Genomic DNA, 17,819 nt, shown 5'->3' with positions numbered 1-17,819 from the left:
CGCGCCCCGGCCGGTGCCCGGCGACGCGGGCGGGGCCCCGGCTCCCCCGCCCGCCGCCTGTGGCAGGCTGCGCACAGATGCCCGGCCGTTCAGGTCGCCGGGCCGGAGAGATCGGGAACCACCGGCCATGCACACCTCTCACCCCGCGGGCCGGGCCGTCGGTCCCGCCGAACACCGCGCCGCCGTCGCGACCGAGACCGCCGCCTTCGTGGCGGCGCTGGACGGCGTGGACCTGACGGCACCCGTACCCGGCTGCCCGGATTGGACGCTCCGCGACCTGGTCAAGCACGCCGGGAGCGTGCAGCGGATGTTCTCCGTCCTGCTGCGCCGGCTGGTCCAGGAACCGCCGCGCAGCCGGGAGGTGGAGCTGCATCTGCCGACCGCGGAGGACGGCTGGGCCGACTGGCTGTCGGCGAGTGCCGCAGTGGCCGCGGACGCCTTCGCCGACACCGACCCGGACGCCCCGATGTGGGCGTGGGGCGCCGATCAGCACGCCCGGTTCTGGATGCGGCGGATGCTCTTCGAGACGCTGGTGCACCGCACGGACGCGGAGCGCGCGCTCGGCCGCCGGCCGGTGATCGACCCCGCGCTCGCGACGGACGGCGTGGACGAGTTCCTGACGAACCTGCCGTACGCCACGTTCTTCGCGCCCCATGTGGCCCGGCTGCGCGGCGAGGGCGAAACCCTCCGCTTCCGGTGCACCGACACGGACGGCGACTGGCTGATCCGCCTGCGGCCGGACAGCTTCGGAGTCGAGCCCCGGACCGGGGAGGACGCGGCAGCCGCCTCCGCCGACGCCGGTGTCCAGGGCACGGCGGCGGATCTGCTGCTGCTCCTGTACGGGCGCCTGGACCGCGGTTCGGACGCCGTCGAGACCGTGGGCGATGAGGAGCTGCTGACGCGCTGGTTCAGCAACTCCGCTTTCTGAGGCGGGAGTTGCCGGTTCGTGGGTCTCCGCGGACCGGCACCTCGCCCCTGTGGGCCAGCTGTTCATCCCGGCCCCTCTTCCGAAGGTCACCCACGGAATGCCGGACGGTCAGCTCCGTCGGCCGAGTGCCTTCGCCCGGGTGTGGGACCAGCCCGTCAGCAGCGCGCCGACGGCGACCAGCGCCAGATGTACGGCCAGCGTGACGGTGAAGCCCCCGTCGAGCCAGCCGAGGAATCCGGTGTCCGTGTGGTCGAAAGCCAGCCGGATCGCGCCCTGCGCGAAAAACACCGTCACGATGGCGCCGGCGATCTGAAAAATGTCGTACTTCATAGGTCCCCCAAAAGTGCTGTCGGTCGTGCGCTGCCGATAGGCCCTCTGTAGCCCCCGTTCCCCCTGCCCTCCCTGTTCCCCGAGGACGTTACGAACGTATCATTCGGAAAACCGTCATTGGCCGCTGAATTGCTGCGGAATTCGATTTACGTCACACAATTCAGGGAATCGGGAGGGGAATCGTGCGTGCGGAAAAGGGGCGCTCGGGAGGGCCGGTGTGCCGGATGTGCCGTACGGTCCTCCCGTCGGCGGGGCGCGGTCGGCCGGCGCTCTACTGCTCGCGCAGCTGCCAGGCCAAGGCGTACCGGCGGCGGAAGCAGACGCCGGTCCCGGCGCCCGAGCGGCCGGTGGCGCAGGCGCCGTCGGGCAAGCGGCTGCGGATCGCCGAGGCGCTCTGGCGGATCGCCGCCGAGCGGGGGCTGCACGCGGCGAGCCTGCGAGAGGTCGCGGCCGAGGCCGGGGTGTCGTTGCGCGCGGTCCAGTACCACTTCGGGAGCAAGCACCGGCTCCTGGTCGACGCGCTGCATCTGCTGCACGCGGAGAACGAGCGGATCGCCCGTTCCCGTATCCCGTTCGATGCCACGGAACCCCGGAGTCTGCTGCGGGCGGTGCTGGACGAATTCCTGCCCGTCGACGCTCAGCGTGCCACCGCGCTGCGGGTGTTCGCCGCGTACTACGCGCGCAGCCTGACGGACCCCGACCTCGCCACGGTCTTTCTGCCTGCCGAGCAGCCGCTGGAGCGGCTGGTGGCGGAGCTGATCTCGGTGGCGCGGGCCGATGGGCGGACCGCGCCCGGTCTCGATCCGTGGCGCGAGGCCGATCTGCTGGTCTCCGGCGCGGTGGGGCTGGGCAGTGATGTGCTCCACCGGCGCCGCTCGCTGGACGAGGTGCGCCGCACGCTGGACTATCACCTCGATCGGATCTTCGCCGGAGACCGGCGCGCGGGGCGCTGATCTCCGGCGAAGGTGACGGGGCCGCCGTCACCGGGTGGCCGGCTCCGGATAGAACTCCCGTGGCCGGCCGCGGTGGTCCTTGAGCCGGCCGAGCAGGCTCGCCGGATATTCGATGAGCCAGTAACTCGCCGCCGCCACGGGCACCGCCACCAGGAACACGATGAGCAGGGCCGGGAGGAAGCCCGACTGCCCTGTGGGCAGCAGGCCGGCGTTGTGGAGCTGGAGCATGACCGGCTCGTGCCAGATGAAGAGGCTGTAGCTGACGAGTCCGGCGGCGGTCAGCCAGCGGGCCGTCAACAGGCCCTGCCAGAAGGTCTGTTGACGTACATGGAGAGTGCTGAAGAGCAGCAGCACCCATAGGGCCGAGGCGATCGGGTGGTAGAAGGTGAAGGTGAAGTTCTCCGGGCCGGAGTCCAGGGAGAGCGCGAACAGTCCGGTCAGGGCGAGCGCGGCCAACGGCAGGGCGGTGCGCGGCCCGAGGCGGGCCCGGTCACCGAGTGCGGCGGTCACCACGGCCAGCCCCATCCCGGCCGCGAAGCCGCCGAAGCGGGCCTGCGGGCCGAAGTACACCACCCAGTCGGTGTGCGGCACCCCGAAACGGTAGTGGGCGACGGCGATCCAGACGAGCGGCACGGCGTACAGGAACAGACATCCCGCCGCGCACACCGCCACCCTGGTACGGCGCCGGCGCAGCGGACGGCAGGCACGGACCGCCGGCGGCCCGAGCGCCACCAGGACGAGGTAGAAGAGCACCTCCAGCGACAGCGACCAGGTGGGGCCCAGGGTGTAGAAGATCCGCTGCTGGTCGAAGACATGGGTGAAGGTGAGGTGCTCGACCAGGTCGCGCCAGTTGCCCGGCAGGGTCGGATTGCGGGTCGCCCAGACGACCAGCACCGCCAGGAAGTACAGCGGCAGGATCCGGATCGCCCGCCGGAAGAGGAACAGCCGGGCGGGCCGGGTCGATCCCCCGTCGAGGGCGGCCCGGGCGTACGACAGCGTCAGCAGATACGCCGACAGCACGAAGAAGAGGTCGATGACTTCGAGGGAGAAGAGGGCGCCGAGGACCGGGTTGTCGACCGGCGGGTGGCTGCCCTGTGCGTCATAGCGGAAGTACTGCTGCCAGACGTGGAAGGCGACGGTGCTGAGCGCGGCGAGCCCGCGGAAGCCGTCGATGGCGCTGGCCCGGCCGCGGCCCTGAGCGGTGTCCGTACGGCTCATCGGCGGGCCACCGCCTTCGCCCCGGCGGCCCGCGGGGTGACCCTCCACTGCCGGTCCCCCAGTGCCTCCTTCAGATGGGCCTGCCGGGCCACCATGTTCTTGAAGTGGCTGTAGAAGAAGGTCGAGACGAGGAGATAGGACCAGAACCAGCGGCCGCGGGAGCGGAGTTCGGGGACCGCCAGCCGCCAGGCGAAGAGTGCCTGCACCGGCCCGGCCGCCATGGTGAAGAGCACCGCGAGTACGCACACCGGCACCGCCCAGTCGAGCCGGTGCAGCCCGCCGGCCTTCCAGGCCGAGTACAGCAGGATGGGCAGGATCTGGAGCGTCAGCCACGGCTGCACCTCGCGCCAGCCCAACAGGACGCAGAGGCCCAGTTTCTGACGGGCCGTGAAAACCGGGGAGCGCAGGCTGCGCCACAGATGCCGGAGCGAGACCTGGAGCCAGCCCTGTGCCCAGCGGGAGCGCTGGTTCCACAGCGCCTTCAGGGTGGTGGGCGCCAGTTCGCGGGAGATGAGGGTGCGGTCGACGGCGAACCGGGCGCCTTCGCCCAGGGCGCGCAGGGTCGAGTCGATGTCCTCGGTCAGCATCGAGCCGTGCATCCGGATCCGGGCGAGCAGATCCGTCCGCCAGAAGCCGTTCGAGCCGCCGAACACGCCGAAGCCGTACAGCCGGGTGCGGCCCGGGTGGCTGACCGCGTAGATCGCCTCGAACTCCACCGCGACCAGCTCGGCGATCCGGGAGCTCTCGCCGTTGCGGATCACGCAGTGCCCCTGGACGACGTCATGGCCGTTGGACAGCCAGTGCCAGGCGTCCCGGAACGCGGTCCGGGCCGGGTGGTGGTCGGCGTCGAAGATGCCGACGAACTCGCCGCGGACCCGGGTGACCGCGGCGTTGATGTTCTGCGCCTTGGAGGTGCTGCCCGCGACCGGCAGCAGCACCAGCCGGGGGTCGCGGGCGGCGATCTCGCGGAGGGTGTCCTCGACGGGCAGCGGATGCGGCGTGTTGTACGCCAGCAGGATCTCCAGCTCGCCGGGGTAGTCGAGGCGGAGGAACGACTCGACGGTCTCGACGAGGGTCGCGGCCTCGTTGGGCAGATACGCGGCGATGACGGCGCTGGCGGGCGGGTACGGCGCGCCGGGTGTCTCGGGCCGGGCGGCCGCGTCGAGGGAGAAGAGGCACTCCAGGACGATCAGCAGCGCGGACAGCACCAGTCCGGCCACCACCACCCAGTACATCGCGGAGCCGAGGTCCCAGCCCAGTGCGTATGTCTGGAGGTAGAGCGCGAACGGCACCGCGACGCCGAGCAGCAGGGCCAGGACCGGGGAGAGCGCCGAGAGGGCGGGCCGGACCAGCGCGCTGAACGACGGGCGGCGGTGGCGGTGCGGGGTGCCGCGCATCCAGGGCGCGTACCGCACCGGGCGCAGATCCCGGTGGCGGAGCGCCTCTTGGACCGCGTCCCGGGCCTGGCCGGCGGCCCGGTCGCCGTCCGCGCAGCCGGCCAGCGGCAGCCAGCCGATCGCCGGGGTGAGCCGGACGTTCTCGTCCGCGACGATGAACCGGGTACCGGCCACGGTCGCGGCGAACTTCTCCAGCCCGCGGCGGGCCGTCTCCTCGTCGACTCCGGGCAGCAGCATCAGCAACTGGCCGTCGTCGTCCCAGCCGAGCCGGTCGCAGAAGCTGCCGAGCCGCTCCGCGACGCCCGCCAGCCGCTCGGCGACCTCACGGCGTATTCGCGGTCCGAGCCGGGCCTCCAGGGCGGCCATCTCGGCCACGCCGACCACGGCGAGCACCCCGCCGTTGCGGGCGGCCTCGGGGCGCCGCAGTTCACGGTCGAGCTCGTCCAGGAAGTGCGCGTGGGAGTACAGGCCGGTGCGCGGGTCCCGTGGCAGGTTCTCGACCGGTACGGGGACGCGGCGGAGCTTGGCCTCGATACGGGCGGAGAGTTCGTCCGGGTCGGAGGCTTCCGGAACGCAGTCGTCGGCGCCGTGGCGCAGCAGGTCCGCCGCTCCGGCGGGTTCCGGGCCGGCGGTGACCATGAGCAGCGGCAGCGCCCGGCCGGCGGGGACGGTGCGGACCTCGCGGATCACGTCGAGGCCGCTGTCGTCGTGGGCTCCGGGTGCGCCCCGTTCGTCGAGGGCCACGATGGCGTCCGGGTGTGCCTGCCCCATCCGCCGGTCGACCTCGCCGGGCGGGGCGTGGCTGACCTCGTGGCCGGTGGCGCGCAGGGTCCTGGTGAGGCGCTCCAGGCGGGGTCCGGGGGCGCCGACCACCAGCACGTGCCCGCCGCCGCGGGAGCCGTCGGCGGGGGTGGTGGGGGCGGCGGGATCCGCGGTGTCGAGCAGGGCCGTGGGGGAGCCCTGGGAGGTGGTGCGGTGCGAAGTGAGCACCTGGTGATGTCCTTTCGTGCAAGGAGGCATGCGAAAGCGGGCCCGGGCCGCGCCGCGTCGGCGGCAGCGGTCCGGACCTCTAGCCGGCTGTCAGATGCATGACAGGTACACAGATCGCGGTCGCTCTTCGGATCCGTCTCCCGGGGGGACGGACGCGGGCGCGCGGGCGCACGGCTGCTAAGGCAGGCTCCAAGCCTCGGAACGCGTGGGCGCGTTCCAGCACTGATCGCATATGTGGGGTCCCATCCTGATCGGATTGTGGGGGAGGACCGGATGTCGGGTGTGCCGTCGGCGAGCCCCGCACGGCGGTGCCCGTCGACCGCTTCAGCCTCGACGAGAACGGTGACACCACCCCTGCTTCTGCGTAACGCTCTGATTACGTCCCGCCGTCCGCACGGTCTCAACGCATCGCTACCACCCGGTAAGCACCGGGGCTTCGGCTATACCCAGTAAGCGCGTTGCGTCGCGAAATCGGACAGATAGCGCACATCTCCCACCGGCGCAGGCGCGCGACCTCGCTCACCTTCGAGTCGCAGGGGAACTGTAGATTCGTACCTATCAACGATCTGTTAATCTGCCCGCTCCTGGATGTTCCTCCATGCCCTCTCCCCCCAAGCACCCCTCGTTCGCCGGGTGCAGCGAGGTGTCCCGTACGTGTACAGCACTCCCTTCTCCCCCGCCGAGGCCAGATCCGCGCGGGCCCGGGTGGGCCTGAGTACGGCTCAGGTCGCCCAGTCCATGACGGCATGCGGTACGCCGGTCCGCCCCGAGCTGGTCGAGGCCTGGGAGTACGGATCCCAGATGCCGTCCGAGGCGCAGCTGTTCGTCCTGGCCGATGTGCTGTGGTGCCCGCCGACGACGCTGATGGGCGCCGAGCCGCGGACCCTGGCCGAGCACCGGATGGCCCGCCAGCTGAGCGTGGAGCGGCTGTCGCAGCTGATCGGGATGGACCCGGCCCTGTACTGGGCGGCCGAGTCGGCGCGGCAGTGGAGCGGCGACTACCGGCAGACCAAGGCGCTGGTGGAGGCGCTGGGGCTGTCGCTGCGGAAGCTGATCGGGGTGATGGGCCGGGACGAGGAGCTGTCCGGGCTTCTGCGGGCGGCCATCGACGGGCGCTGGAAGTCGCATGTCGGGCCGGTCACCAAGATCACCACATTGAACAAGACGCGGGTGAGCGACGCACTGCGCACGATGCACGGGGAGTTCGCGGAGTTCTCCGAGCGCTACATGGGGCATGTGGTGGCGCGCAACGACGACTCCCGGCTCAAGGAGGTCGCGGCCGAGCGCTCGGCGTATCTGCGCCGGCTGGTGGACCACTTCTGGGAACTGATCGGGGATGCGGGCGAGGCGCCGCCGTTCAACACGGTGCCGACATACTGAGGTAGGCCGGCGCGGGCACCGGCGGAAAAGCGGGCGGGGAGGGGACCGGACATCCGGTTCCCTCCCCGCCCGTGGCCGTTGGCGGACTCAGTGGCCGGGTATCCCCCAGTCCGGTCCGCCCTGCGGGTGCTGCGGACCCGGAGTGTGGGGCGGGCCCGGGTGGTGGTGCGCCTGCGGGGTGTACAGGGCCGCCGGAGCGGGCGCGCCGAACGGCTCGGGCGCTTCCGCCGGTTCGTCGCCCTCGATCTCGTCCCAGTCGATCTCCATGGTCTTCCGGCGGGTGAAGACGTTGAAGAAGAGGTTCAGCAGGACGGCGGTCAGGCTGCCCAGCGTGATACCGCTGTTGAGGACCGCGCGGACGTCCTCCGGCATCCGCGTGAAGAACGGCTCGACCGCGTTCGGCAGCAGCGCGGCGGCGAGACTGACCGCGAGGATCAGGGCGTTGCGCTCCTCCCGCAGATCCACCTTGCCGAGGATCTGGATGCCGACCGCGGCGACCATGCCGAACATCGCGATAGCGGCACCGCCGAGCACCGGATGCGGAATGGCGGCCACCGCACTGCCCGCCTTCGGCAGCAAGCCCATGACAATCATGAAGCCGCCGGCCGCGACCACCACGAACCGGCTCATGACCTTCGACATCCGCACCAGGCCGATATTCTCGGCAAAAGCCACGTAGGGGAAGGAGTTGAAAACTCCGCCGAGGACGGTGGCGACACCGTCGGCGCGCAGCGCATTGGCGACGGTGGCGTTGTCGACCTTTTTACCGGTGATCTCCCCGATGGCGTACACGTCTCCGGTGGTCTCCACCATGGTGATCAGCATGACGACGACCATGGCGATGATCGGGAACAGCTCGAACTTCGGCATTCCGTAGTGAAAGGGCGTGCTGACGCTGAACCAGGCGGCACTCTTCACGCCGCCGAAATCCACATCGCCGAGGAGCCAGGCGACGCCGGTGCCGGCGACCAGGCCGAGCAGTACGGCGAGGCTGCTCAGGTACGACTTCCCGAACCGGACCACGACCAGGATGAAAAGCAGGGTGCCCAGCGCGTAGGCGAGGTTCTTGGGGTCGCCGTAGCCGGGGTGGCCGATCAACTGCGCGCCGCCGGCCGCGTCCTTCAGCCCCTGCGGGATCAGGGTGAGGCCGATGACGGTGAGGATCGTGCCGATGACGATCGGCGGGAAGTACTTCACCAGCTTGCTGAAGAAGGGCGCGAAGAGGAAGGTCGCTATGCCCGCGGTGATCACCGCGCCGTAGACGACCAGCAGACCGGCGGTGCCGCCGCCCGCGCCCAGCCCGATGGCGATCATCGGGGAGACAGCGGTGAAGGTGACGCCCTGGACCAGCGGCAGCCTGGCACCGATCTTCCAGACGCCGAGGGCCTGGATGATCGAGGCGACACCGCAGGTCAGCAGGTCCGCGTTGATCAGATAGACGAGCTCCTCGCGGGACAGTCCCAGGGCGTTTCCGAGAATGATCGGGACGATCACCGCTCCCGCGTAGAACGCGAGGACGTGCTGGAAACCGAAGAGGGTGAGTTTGCCGACGGGGAGTACCTCGTCGACGGGATGAGCCCGCTGCTGGGAGAACTGCTCGGGGTCTTGTCGGGAGACTCGTGCCATCTCTGCCTTGCCTTCAGGAGGTAGGTGAATAAGAAGGGACCGGCCCGTCGTGTCCCGGAGGACGGACGAGCCGGCTGGGTCTTACAAAGCCGACGTTCAGCGGTGTTACCGACACCACGTAGCCCTGCACCGCGCTGTGCGTCCCGGGTTCCGCAGGACTTCTTTCGACCAGCGCGGCAAATTCCGGCATTTCCATGGAATTTGCAGGTGGGACCAATCGGAGCGTTCACCCTAGTTGACCTGTGCCCTTTCTCGCGAGTAACCGGCCGTATTCGCTCGCATAAAGGGTGATCATGCCCCGAAATACCGTTTTGAGAAGGGGACTTTGTCTGCCGCGGGCGCTCCCGCGCCGACAGGCGGAGCCCGGCTCGCGGCCGTAGCATTTTGGTATGGCTGAGCGGCAGGATGCGCCCACCGCGCCGGAACTCGTAGTCGAGTCCGACGGCAGCACCCAGGTGATGAGCCCCAGCCGCATCTACCACGTCGGACGGGACCCCGCCTGCGAACTCGTGCTGCACGACGCCCGGGTTTCCTGGCACCACGCGGTACTGCGGACCAAGTCGGGCCACTGGACGGTGGAGGACGAGGACAGCACCAACGGCACGTTCACCGACGGCCGGCGGGTGCACGAGAGCGGTGTCGGGCCGGGCACGGTGATCCGGTTCGGCAACCCCGCGGACGGTCCGTGTGCGGTGCTCTCCAAGGCGTCACCACCGCCGCCGCCCACCCCGCAGGCGCCCGCGGCACCGGCGCCACCGCCGACCCGCGTCGAGCGGCCCTCCGCCGTCTCGCACCCGGCCGGCACCCATACCTTCCGCCAGCCCAGCTCCGTACGCCCGCTGCCCGCCGCCCGGACCACCCGGATCGGCCGCGCCCCCGAGAACGACCTGGTCGTCGACGACCTCTCGGTCTCCCGCCGGCACGCGGAGCTACGGGCCGGTGCCGAGGGCTTCGAGATCGTCGACCTGGGCAGCCACAACGGCACCTACCTCAACGGCCAGCCGGTGGACCGGGCACCGATGATCCCCGGCGATATCGTCGGCATCGGCCACTCCGCGTTCGCCCTGGTCGGCGACGAACTCCAGGAGTTCATCGACACCGGTGAGGTGTCGCTGGACGTACAGGATCTTGCCGTCCGGGTCGACAACGGCAAAAAGACGCTGATGGAGCAGGTGTCCTTCCCGGTGGGCGAGAAGACGCTGCTCGCCGTGGTCGGACCCAGCGGCGCCGGCAAGTCGACACTGCTCAACGCGCTGACCGGGCTGCGCCCCGCGGACGACGGCACGGTGCTCTACGACGGCCGTGACCTCTACCGCGACTACGCCGAGCTGCGCCAGCGCATCGGGCTCGTCCCGCAGGACGACATCCTGCATCTCCAGCTGACCGTGCGCCGGGCCCTGAGCTACGCCGCGGAGCTGCGCTTCCCCGAGGACACCGCGAAGGCCGAGCGGCAGGCGCGGGTCGACGAGGTGATCCATGAACTGGGCCTCGACCAACGGGTGAACCAGCCGATCCACAGCCTGTCGGGCGGCCAGCGCAAGCGCGTCAGCGTGGCCCTGGAGCTGCTGACCAAGCCGTCGCTGCTCTTCCTCGACGAGCCGACCTCCGGTCTCGACCCCGGGATGGACCGCTCCGTGATGCATATGCTGCGCGGGCTGGCGGACGACGGCCGTACGGTCATCGTCGTCACCCACAGCGTGCTGAGCCTGGACGTCTGTGACCGGCTGCTGGTCCTGGCGCCGGGCGGCACCATCGCCTACTACGGACCGCCGGAGGAGGCGCTGGCCTACTTCGGGTTCCAGCAGTGGCCGGAGGCGTTCGAGGCCTTCGAGAACGACAAGGAACGTGACTGGGCAGGGCACTTCCGCGCCTCGCCCGAGCACCGGCGCTATGTCGCCGCGGACTCCCATCAGCCCACCCGCGCCCCAGAGGCCCCGGCGGGCCCGGTGGCCGCACCGAAGGCGCAGAGCTGGGGCAAACAGCTGCACACGCTGGTCCGGCGCTATGCGGCGGCGCTGACCGCCGACCGGACCTTCCTGATCATCATGGTCGCGCTGCCGTTCGTGATGGGAGCGATGGCGCACGCCCTGGCCGGATCCGCGCTCACCCAGGACTCGGCGGTCAACGCGCTGCTGATCCTGTGCGTCGGCGCGGTGCTGACCGGCGCCGCCAACGCGGTGCGGGAGCTGGTCAAGGAGCGGACCATCTATCAGCGGGAGAGAGCCGTCGGCCTGTCCCGCTCGGCATATCTGATGTCCAAGGTGCTGGTGCTGGGCGCGATCACGATCGTCCAGGCCGTGGTGCTGACCCTGGTGGCGCTGATCGGCGTCAAGCTGAACGCGCCGGGCGGCAAAGGGGTGTTGCTGCCACCACTGATCGAAATCGCCCTCGCGGTGGCACTGTTGGCGTTCACCGCCATGATGCTCGGCCTGTTCGTTTCCGCGCTGGTGCGGAAGGAAGAGGTCACCATGCCCCTGCTGGTGCTGCTCGCGATCGTCCAGGTCGTGTTCTGCGGTGCACTGCTCAAACTGAACGGTGTGCTGGTGCTGGAGCAGCTGGCGTGGCTGGTGCCGTCCCGGTGGGGGCTCGGGGCCATGGCGGGCACCATCGATCTGCACCACATCATGCCGCAGGGGACCGCGGACCCGCTGTTCCAGCACAAGCCGGGGATCTGGCTGCTGAACATGGGCATGATGATCGTGCTCTCCCTGCTTCTCGGATTCGTGGTCGTCAAGCTGCTGCGGCGGCACGAGCCCGAGATCATGCGCAAGTAGCGCCGAGGAGCCGCCTGTGACCTCGCCGGAATTCCTCCCCAGCCATGTCGTCCCTCCGGAAGGTATGGCGACCTGGTCGGCACCGGACACCACCCGGCCGTCCGCACCGCTCGATCCGCTGCTGCCGGTCCAGATCATCGACCGCCGCGGCGACTGGGCGCTGGCGCTGTGCTCCAACGGCTGGTCGACCTGGGTCGACGGCCGGCTGCTGCTGGCCGTCCCGCGCGAACCGCCGGCCGCCGAGCAGGGCGCCGCCCGGACCGCGGACCCCCGCCCGCTGCTGGGCGCCGCGGAGGGCGAACTGAGCCGGTACCGGAAGCTGATCGAGGAGCTGGCCGCCGGGCAGCTGGACGGCGAGTCCTTCACCCGGCGCACCCGCGGCACCCGGCTGGGGATCGTCGTGGACGGCGATGCGGTCTGGCTCTACGACGCCCGGCACGAGCGGTGGTGCTACTGCGACGGGGTGTCGCTGGAGACGTACGCGGTGACGGCGGGGCCGTCGTCCCGGTCCGGGGAGCGGCCCGGGGAGCGGCCCGGGTCCACGACGGGCCCGGAGACACCGGACGCGCCGGGTCCGGTGGCGGATCCACCGGCCCCCACGCCCGCCGCCGCCCCCGGACCGGCGCCGGACCCCGGGGCGTCGGGCCCGCCGGAGGGGCCGCCCCAGGACCCCGCCGCGACCCGTGCCCTGAGCCCCGGCGAGCGGCCGCCCCCGCCGCCGAACCCCGTGGGTGAGATCCGGTGAACGGTGCGCCACCCGGCCGGCCTCAGGACCACTCCACCGCTCCCGACTCCTCCGGGCTGCGCGGGCGGCAGATCGCCGAGTATCTGCTCCAGGACGAGATCGGCCGGGGCGGGATGGCGGTGGTCTACCGCGCGGAGGACCTGCGGCTCGGCCGTACGGTGGCGGTGAAGCTGCTGGCGCCCGAACTCGCCCGGAACGACACCTTCCGGCAGCGCTTCGCCCATGAGTCGCGGGTCGCCGCGGCGATCGACCACCCGCACATCGTCCCGGTCTTCGAGGCCGGGGAGACCGAGGGCGTGCTCTACATCGCGATGCGCTACGTCCAGGGCCGGGACCTGCGGGCGCTGCTCGACCGCGACGGACCGCTGTCGCTGGAAACCGCATGCCGGATCGCCCTCCAGGTGGCCTCCGCGCTGGACGCCGCCCATGCGCACGACCTCGTGCACCGGGACGTCAAACCGGGCAACATCCTGATCGCCGAGGGCACCGACAGCGACCGCCCCGAGCACGCCTATCTCACCGACTTCGGGCTGACGAAGAAGTCCCTGTCGCTGACCGGGTTCACCAGCGTCGGCCAGTTCGTCGGCACGCTGGACTATGTGGCACCCGAGCAGATCTCCGGCCGCCCGGTGGACGGCCGCTGCGATGTCTACAGCCTGGCCTGTGTGCTGTTCGAGATGCTGACGGGGGCACCGCCGTTCCGCCGCGACGACGACATGGCGCTGCTGTGGGCGCATCAGTACGATCCGCCGCCGGCCATGACGGAGCTGCGGCCGGATCTGCCGGAGACCGTCGACGCGGTGTTCGCCCAGTCGCTGGCCAAGGCACCGGAGAACCGCTACGAGACCTGCCGGGGTTTTGTGGCGGCACTGCGCGCGGCCGGCCGGGCCACCGTCCCCCCGACACCGGCCGGCACCCCGCAGGCCCATCCCATGACCCAGGTCGACGTCCCCGCGGACCCGGGCGGCCGGCGCAGCGCGGCACCCCCGCCACCGCCGCGCTGGGCGACACCGATGTTCCCGGGGCGGACGGGGCCCTGAGCGGTGCCGCCTCGCTGCTGACGCGGGCGTGACATCTGACGAAACTAGGAACGGGTGGCGGTCGCGCAGCCGTTGTCCGGGGCCGTCGTTCCATTGCTCGTGTCGATCGGCTTGCTGCGGTCGTATGGATCGACGCGGTGGGCGTCGGCGGGCTGCTCGTCGGCCGTGCCGAAGGGCGGCACGAAGTAGCCGGTCGGGGCGGAGCAGCCGCCGTTGGTCATGTCGAGGGCGTACGAGACGAGGGACATCGTGCCCGGTTCGGTGATGACCTTGGCCGGGTCGTCCCAGTTCATCACCACCTTGCGCCGCACGATCGTACGGATGACCTCGGCGTCCCGCCCGCCGTCGGCTGCCGGGGTGACCGGGTACACGAAGGTGACGTCCGCCGTCACCTCGACCGCCCCCCGTTTCCCCTTCCGGTACGTGAGTCGACCGCGCGTCTTGACCACATCACCGACCAGCCGGGCCTGCTCCGTCCGGAAGCGGCTGAACAACAGCAGCGGGTTGGTCTCGGGCGAGGGCGCCGTCGACGACAGGGCGGTACGGAGATACTCCTGGACGTCCTTCTGGTGCGGGTTCAACAGCGCGATCGCCTTCGCGGGCCGCTCGCCGCGCAGCACGCGGGAGTCGAGCCCCGCGGCCACCAGGAAGTCCCGGCTCTGCCGCAGCGCCCGCTCGACCTGGGCGGCGTCCATCCAGCCGGTCGCCTCGGCCGGTGGCACCGTGATCCCCGCCGCTCCGTCAGCCCAGCGGACGGCAGGCGAACCCCGGAAGGGTTCAGCGAGGGTAGGGCGCAGATTCGGCCCGGCGCCGGGCGCCTCCCGAGGGGCTTCCGACTCGGCGGCCAACGGCGTCCCGTCCCGCTCACCGGCGAAGCCACCGACCCAGCCGACCACCTGCTCAGGGAAGAGCCCCACGCCCAGGAGGGCCACGGCCGCCACCAGCCCGGTGATGTACCAGCCTGTCCTGCGCCGGGGCCGGGCCGGTGTGTACGTACGCCAGCCCGACGGCTGCCCGCAGCGCTCCCGCAGCCGCCGCTCCACCTCACGGGCGCGCGCCGACGGCTCCACGGGAGCCTCGGCCGCACCCGCCACCGATTCACGGAGGAACCGCTCCCACTCCTCTTCCGACACGGACGACCCGTCCTGCCCCCCAGCCCCGTTCACACCGCACTCCCGTTCTCGCTCAAAGGCTCGATGCCCGATGGCTCGATGCCCGATCGCTCGATGCCCGATGGCTCGATCGCCGCATGATCGCATGAACATGCCACCGGCCTGCCGGGGCGGTGGGTGAGGTGCCGGGCCGCCGCACTGGGCGACGCCGATGTTCCCGGGGCGGACGGAACCCTAGGGGCCGTCCGACTCCCGCCCCCCGCGCGGCTCCCGTACCTCACCCGGATGCCGTACGCCCCGCGCCAGCAGGCTGCCGAGGAAGCCGGTGACCAGTCCCCAGACGAGGCCCACGCCCACCAGCCGGAGCAGCTGGGGTTCCAGGGTGACCTCCCCGCCCAGGTCGCCGCCGAGGTCGCCGACGCCGATCACGGAGAGCCCGTAGTGGGCGGAGATCCGGGTGAGCAGTCCGACGACGAACAGGGTGAGCGCCAGCGCCACGGCCATCTCGACGGCATGCCGCCAGGCCGGCAGCCGGGCCGGGGAGCGGACCGCCGCGGTGAAGGCGGCGGCGAGCAGCACCACGGCCGCCACGGCCACCAGCAGCCAGGCCCGGCCGTCCTGTTCGGCGAGCGAGCCGAGGTCGAGGGTCCGCTGTCCGTGGGTGCGGAGCACCTGGTCGAGGGCGTGCGGCAGGGGCAGTCCCAGGGCCTTGTCGACATGCCCCACCCAGGCGCCGCCGGTGCCGATGCCCAGCGCCATCCAGGCCACGTTCGGCAGCCCGAGGAAGATGACGGCGAGGGTCTCGGCCGGGCGGTCCTTGGTGATGAGCTCGACGATGCCGACGATCAGCCCGATCACGGCGTAGGCGAGCAGCGTCAGCACCATCGCGTGGGCGGGGGGCCGTACGGAGCCCTGGTAGTGCAGCAGCCGGGGCGAGAGCGGGGCGCGCCGGGAGACGAGGAAGGTCAGCGCGAGCAGCGCCAGCACCCACAGCAGCCCGACCCCGAGCGTCGCCGCCACATCGGCGCGGAAGCCGACGGTGGGGGTGGCGCCCAGCTCGGATCCGATCTGCTCGGCGAGGTCGTTGCCCACCGAGATCCGGAAGCTGTGCCGGGCGGCGAGCGTGAGCAGCAGCAGAAGGACCAGCCAGCACACCGCCGTCCGGGCGATCCGGGCGAGCAGCTCGCGGGTGCCGGCCACCGCCCGGTGGCGCAGCGGCAGCAGGAAGCCGAAGGCCAGCACCAGCGCTCCAGCGAGGGTGACCGACAACGGGACGACGTCGAGCGCGGCATTGGCCTCGGCGATGACCCCGGCGTCGCCGGAGAGCCCCACCGAGCCACCGGCCGCGACGAGCACGGTGGCCGCGACCACGGACGGGAAGGCCCCGCCGGGGAGGTCGGTGGCGCCCGCCGCCCACAGGCCGATGGCGGCGACCACGATCATGGTGACGAGGGCCGCCACGGCCGCGCCGAGCGCTTGCGCCCAGGCCCGGATGGCGGGCGGTGCGCCATGGGAACGCACCGGGCCCGGGGAACCGGCTGACGCGGGGCCTCGCATCTGGCTCAACCTCTCTTCTGCCGGGCACGGGACCGCGGTACCCACGGTCCGCCCGGAGTGGCGCATGCGCCGACGGGCGACAGGCGACGGAAGGTGCTTCCCGGTGCCGTGGAACACGCAATTCCATGCATTTACCGCAGGGAAGGCACGCACGCACCACCGTAAGCACCGACGTGCCGCCCCGCTTGCGGACGGCGCGACTCCCGGACACACAATGTCCTTGACCTAGACAAACCGGGCAAAATTCGCATAGCCGGATGGCCCACACGCGTCGGAAGAGGCACCCGTGACATCTCCACCGCCGCCTGACAGCCACCCGACAGGACCGCCGTCGGGCCCGCTCTCCGGTACGCCGTCCAGCCCCGGGCACGAGCCGACACAGGTGGGCTCCTGGCCCGGGCAGGCACCGCCGGAGGAGCCCACCCAGCCCGGCTACCGCCCGCCGCCGGGCGGCCCCGGCGAGGGCGGCGGAGGCGGCGGGGGTGGTGGCGGAGGCGGCCGCGGCGGCGGGGGCGGCGGCGCCGGCGGGCCCTGGTGGCGGTCCGCCCCGCGGGTCGCGATCATCGCGACCGCCGTGGTCGTGGTGGTGGTCCTGATCGTCATCTTCACCCGTCCGGGGGGCGGCACCAGTGAGGTGTTCGCCGAACCGGCCGCTTCGACGGGACAGGACCCGGTCACCAAGTCGTCGGCGAAGGAGTCCTCCCCCACCCCGTCCGCCACACCGAAAAAGCCGTCCGGCGGCGGCAACAGCGAGTTCTCGGGCGCGACACCCGGCCTCTACGGCGGGACCGAGAACAGCGCGAGCTGCGACGTCGAGAAGCAGATCAGCTTCCTGACCGGCGCCCCCGCGAGGAATCAGGCGTTCGCCGGCGTCCTGGGCAAACAGCCGGGGGACGTCCCGTCCTATCTGCGGACCCTGACGCCCGTTCAGCTGACCTATGACACCCGGGTCACCAACCACGGCTTCAAGGACGGCAAGGCCACCACCTTCCAGTCGGTGCTCCAGTCCGGCACCGCGGTGATGGTCGACTCGTACGGGGTGCCCCGGGTGCGCTGCAAGTGCGGCAACCCGCTGACGCCGCCGACCGCGCTCAAGGGTGATGTGAAGACGGTCGGCACCAAGTGGCCCGGATACCAGTCCTCGAACTCGGTCGTCGTCGCGCCCGCAAAGTCCAAGATCAAGGAATTCACCCTGCGCGACCCGCAGACGGGCAAGTGGTTCAAGCGCCCCGAGGGCACCACCGGCGCCGAGGACCGCACGACGTCCGCACCGGCCGAGACCCCCAGCGGTCCCGCCTCGTCCCAGCCCCCGCCGGGCCAGTCACCGCCGCCCACACCCGGGTCCACCGAACAGCCCACCGGCGGCACCGGCAACTCTCCGACGGAGACCGGCGGCGGGACCGGGCCCACCGGCGGCACGACCGAGACGTCGAACGGCGGCACCACCAACGGGGAAACCACTACCGGGACCACCAACGGGAACACCACCGGCGAAACAACCAACGGGAACACCACCGGGAGCACCACCAACGGGAACACCACCGGGGAAACCACCACCGGGAGCACCACGAACGGGAGCACCACCGGCGACAACACCACCGGCGGTCAGTCGAGCCAGGGCGGGGCCACGGGCGGCGGCTCACCACCGTCCACCTGACCCCCGGGCGGTACCGGGAGAGACGAAGCGGCGGGCGACCGGAAGGCCGTCCGCCGCTTTTTCACGTTTCCGATATCGAACTGTGTCCTGGAAATCCGGTGCACCGAACAAC

At 71.4% G+C, this 17,819-nt stretch carries 13 protein-coding genes; 7 read left to right on the top strand and 6 right to left on the bottom strand.

Annotation, left to right across the window (positions count from 1 at the left end):
• Positions 1-127: 127 nt before the first annotated feature.
• Positions 128-928, top strand: coding sequence for a maleylpyruvate isomerase family mycothiol-dependent enzyme (locus QT196_RS31445; protein ID WP_290356148.1), 801 nt, complete (start codon positions 128-130; stop codon positions 926-928).
• Positions 929-1,036: 108 nt separating this feature from the next.
• Here QT196_RS31445 and QT196_RS31440 read toward each other — a convergent pair whose 3' ends face one another.
• Positions 1,037-1,258: a hypothetical protein gene (locus QT196_RS31440; RefSeq protein ID WP_168482101.1), complete on the bottom strand. Its 222-nt coding sequence runs from the start codon at positions 1,256-1,258 to the stop codon at positions 1,037-1,039.
• A 182-nt stretch (positions 1,259-1,440) separates the two neighbouring features.
• On the opposite strand from QT196_RS31440, the gene QT196_RS31435 reads away from it, so the two are divergent.
• A complete protein-coding gene (locus QT196_RS31435) occupies positions 1,441-2,211 on the top strand; it encodes a TetR/AcrR family transcriptional regulator (protein WP_290356147.1) in 771 nt (256 codons plus the stop codon).
• Between the two features lie 27 nt (positions 2,212-2,238).
• Here the strand turns inward: QT196_RS31435 and QT196_RS31430 are convergent, their stop codons facing one another.
• Together QT196_RS31430 and QT196_RS31425 are read right to left on the bottom strand one after the other, a co-directional pair.
• Positions 2,239-3,429, bottom strand: coding sequence for an acyltransferase (locus tag QT196_RS31430; protein WP_248001391.1), 1,191 nt, complete (start codon positions 3,427-3,429; stop codon positions 2,239-2,241).
• Positions 3,426-5,816: a glycosyltransferase gene (locus tag QT196_RS31425; RefSeq protein WP_290356146.1), complete on the bottom strand. Its 2,391-nt coding sequence runs from the start codon at positions 5,814-5,816 to the stop codon at positions 3,426-3,428. Before QT196_RS31425 ends, QT196_RS31430 begins: the two co-directional genes overlap by 4 nt.
• Before the next feature lie 654 nt (positions 5,817-6,470).
• On the opposite strand from QT196_RS31425, the gene QT196_RS31420 reads away from it, so the two are divergent.
• Positions 6,471-7,196 (top strand): transcriptional regulator, encoded by a 726-nt coding sequence (locus QT196_RS31420; RefSeq protein WP_248001389.1) that lies wholly within the window; start codon positions 6,471-6,473, stop codon positions 7,194-7,196.
• Positions 7,197-7,283: 87 nt separating this feature from the next.
• Here QT196_RS31420 and QT196_RS31415 read toward each other — a convergent pair whose 3' ends face one another.
• Positions 7,284-8,822, bottom strand: a complete 1,539-nt coding sequence (locus tag QT196_RS31415) for a nucleobase:cation symporter-2 family protein (protein ID WP_266731882.1) — start codon at positions 8,820-8,822, stop codon at positions 7,284-7,286.
• Between the two features lie 389 nt (positions 8,823-9,211).
• Between QT196_RS31415 and QT196_RS31410 the strand changes: the two genes are divergently transcribed.
• From QT196_RS31410 to QT196_RS31400, 3 genes are read left to right on the top strand one after another with little or no spacing between them, the layout of a single operon-like run.
• Entirely contained in the window at positions 9,212-11,596 is a 2,385-nt protein-coding gene (locus tag QT196_RS31410; protein ID WP_290356145.1) for an FHA domain-containing protein, read from the top strand.
• A 16-nt stretch (positions 11,597-11,612) separates the two neighbouring features.
• Positions 11,613-12,341 carry a hypothetical protein gene (locus QT196_RS31405; protein WP_290356144.1) on the top strand — a complete coding sequence of 243 codons (729 nt, stop codon included), beginning with the start codon at positions 11,613-11,615 and terminating at the stop codon, positions 12,339-12,341.
• Positions 12,338-13,381 (top strand): serine/threonine-protein kinase, encoded by a 1,044-nt coding sequence (locus QT196_RS31400; protein ID WP_168482092.1) that lies wholly within the window; start codon positions 12,338-12,340, stop codon positions 13,379-13,381. Before QT196_RS31405 ends, QT196_RS31400 begins: the two co-directional genes overlap by 4 nt.
• A 44-nt stretch (positions 13,382-13,425) precedes the next feature.
• Here QT196_RS31400 and QT196_RS31395 read toward each other — a convergent pair whose 3' ends face one another.
• Both QT196_RS31395 and QT196_RS31390 read right to left on the bottom strand, forming a co-directional pair.
• Positions 13,426-14,514, bottom strand: coding sequence for a hypothetical protein (locus QT196_RS31395; protein WP_168482090.1), 1,089 nt, complete (start codon positions 14,512-14,514; stop codon positions 13,426-13,428).
• Between the two features lie 213 nt (positions 14,515-14,727).
• Positions 14,728-16,059 (bottom strand): streptophobe family protein, encoded by a 1,332-nt coding sequence (locus QT196_RS31390; protein ID WP_211117462.1) that lies wholly within the window; start codon positions 16,057-16,059, stop codon positions 14,728-14,730.
• Between the two features lie 373 nt (positions 16,060-16,432).
• Between QT196_RS31390 and QT196_RS31385 the strand changes: the two genes are divergently transcribed.
• A complete protein-coding gene (locus QT196_RS31385) occupies positions 16,433-17,707 on the top strand; it encodes a DUF6777 domain-containing protein (protein WP_290356143.1) in 1,275 nt (424 codons plus the stop codon).
• The last annotated feature ends 112 nt before the right edge of the window (positions 17,708-17,819 follow it).

It is taken from the genome of Streptomyces sp. P9-2B-2 (assembly GCF_030406865.1).
GTDB classification, from domain to species: Bacteria; Actinomycetota; Actinomycetes; order Streptomycetales; family Streptomycetaceae; genus Streptomyces; species Streptomyces platensis.
The sequence above is the reverse complement of the archived record's forward strand: the minus strand, read 5'-3'. Positions and strand labels throughout refer to the sequence as shown.

What these genes read in the sequence shown, in the direction of transcription:
- QT196_RS31445 (WP_290356148.1), top strand. Translation starts at nt 128, where the DNA reads ATGCACACCTCTCACCCCGCGGGCCGGGCCGTCGGTCCCGCCGAACAC.
- QT196_RS31440 (WP_168482101.1), bottom strand. Translation starts at nt 1,258, where the DNA reads ATGAAGTACGACATTTTTCAGATCGCCGGCGCCATCGTGACGGTGTTT.
- QT196_RS31430 (WP_248001391.1), bottom strand. Translation starts at nt 3,429, where the DNA reads ATGAGCCGTACGGACACCGCTCAGGGCCGCGGCCGGGCCAGCGCCATC.
- QT196_RS31415 (WP_266731882.1), bottom strand. Translation starts at nt 8,822, where the DNA reads ATGGCACGAGTCTCCCGACAAGACCCCGAGCAGTTCTCCCAGCAGCGG.
- QT196_RS31410 (WP_290356145.1), top strand. Translation starts at nt 9,212, where the DNA reads ATGGCTGAGCGGCAGGATGCGCCCACCGCGCCGGAACTCGTAGTCGAG.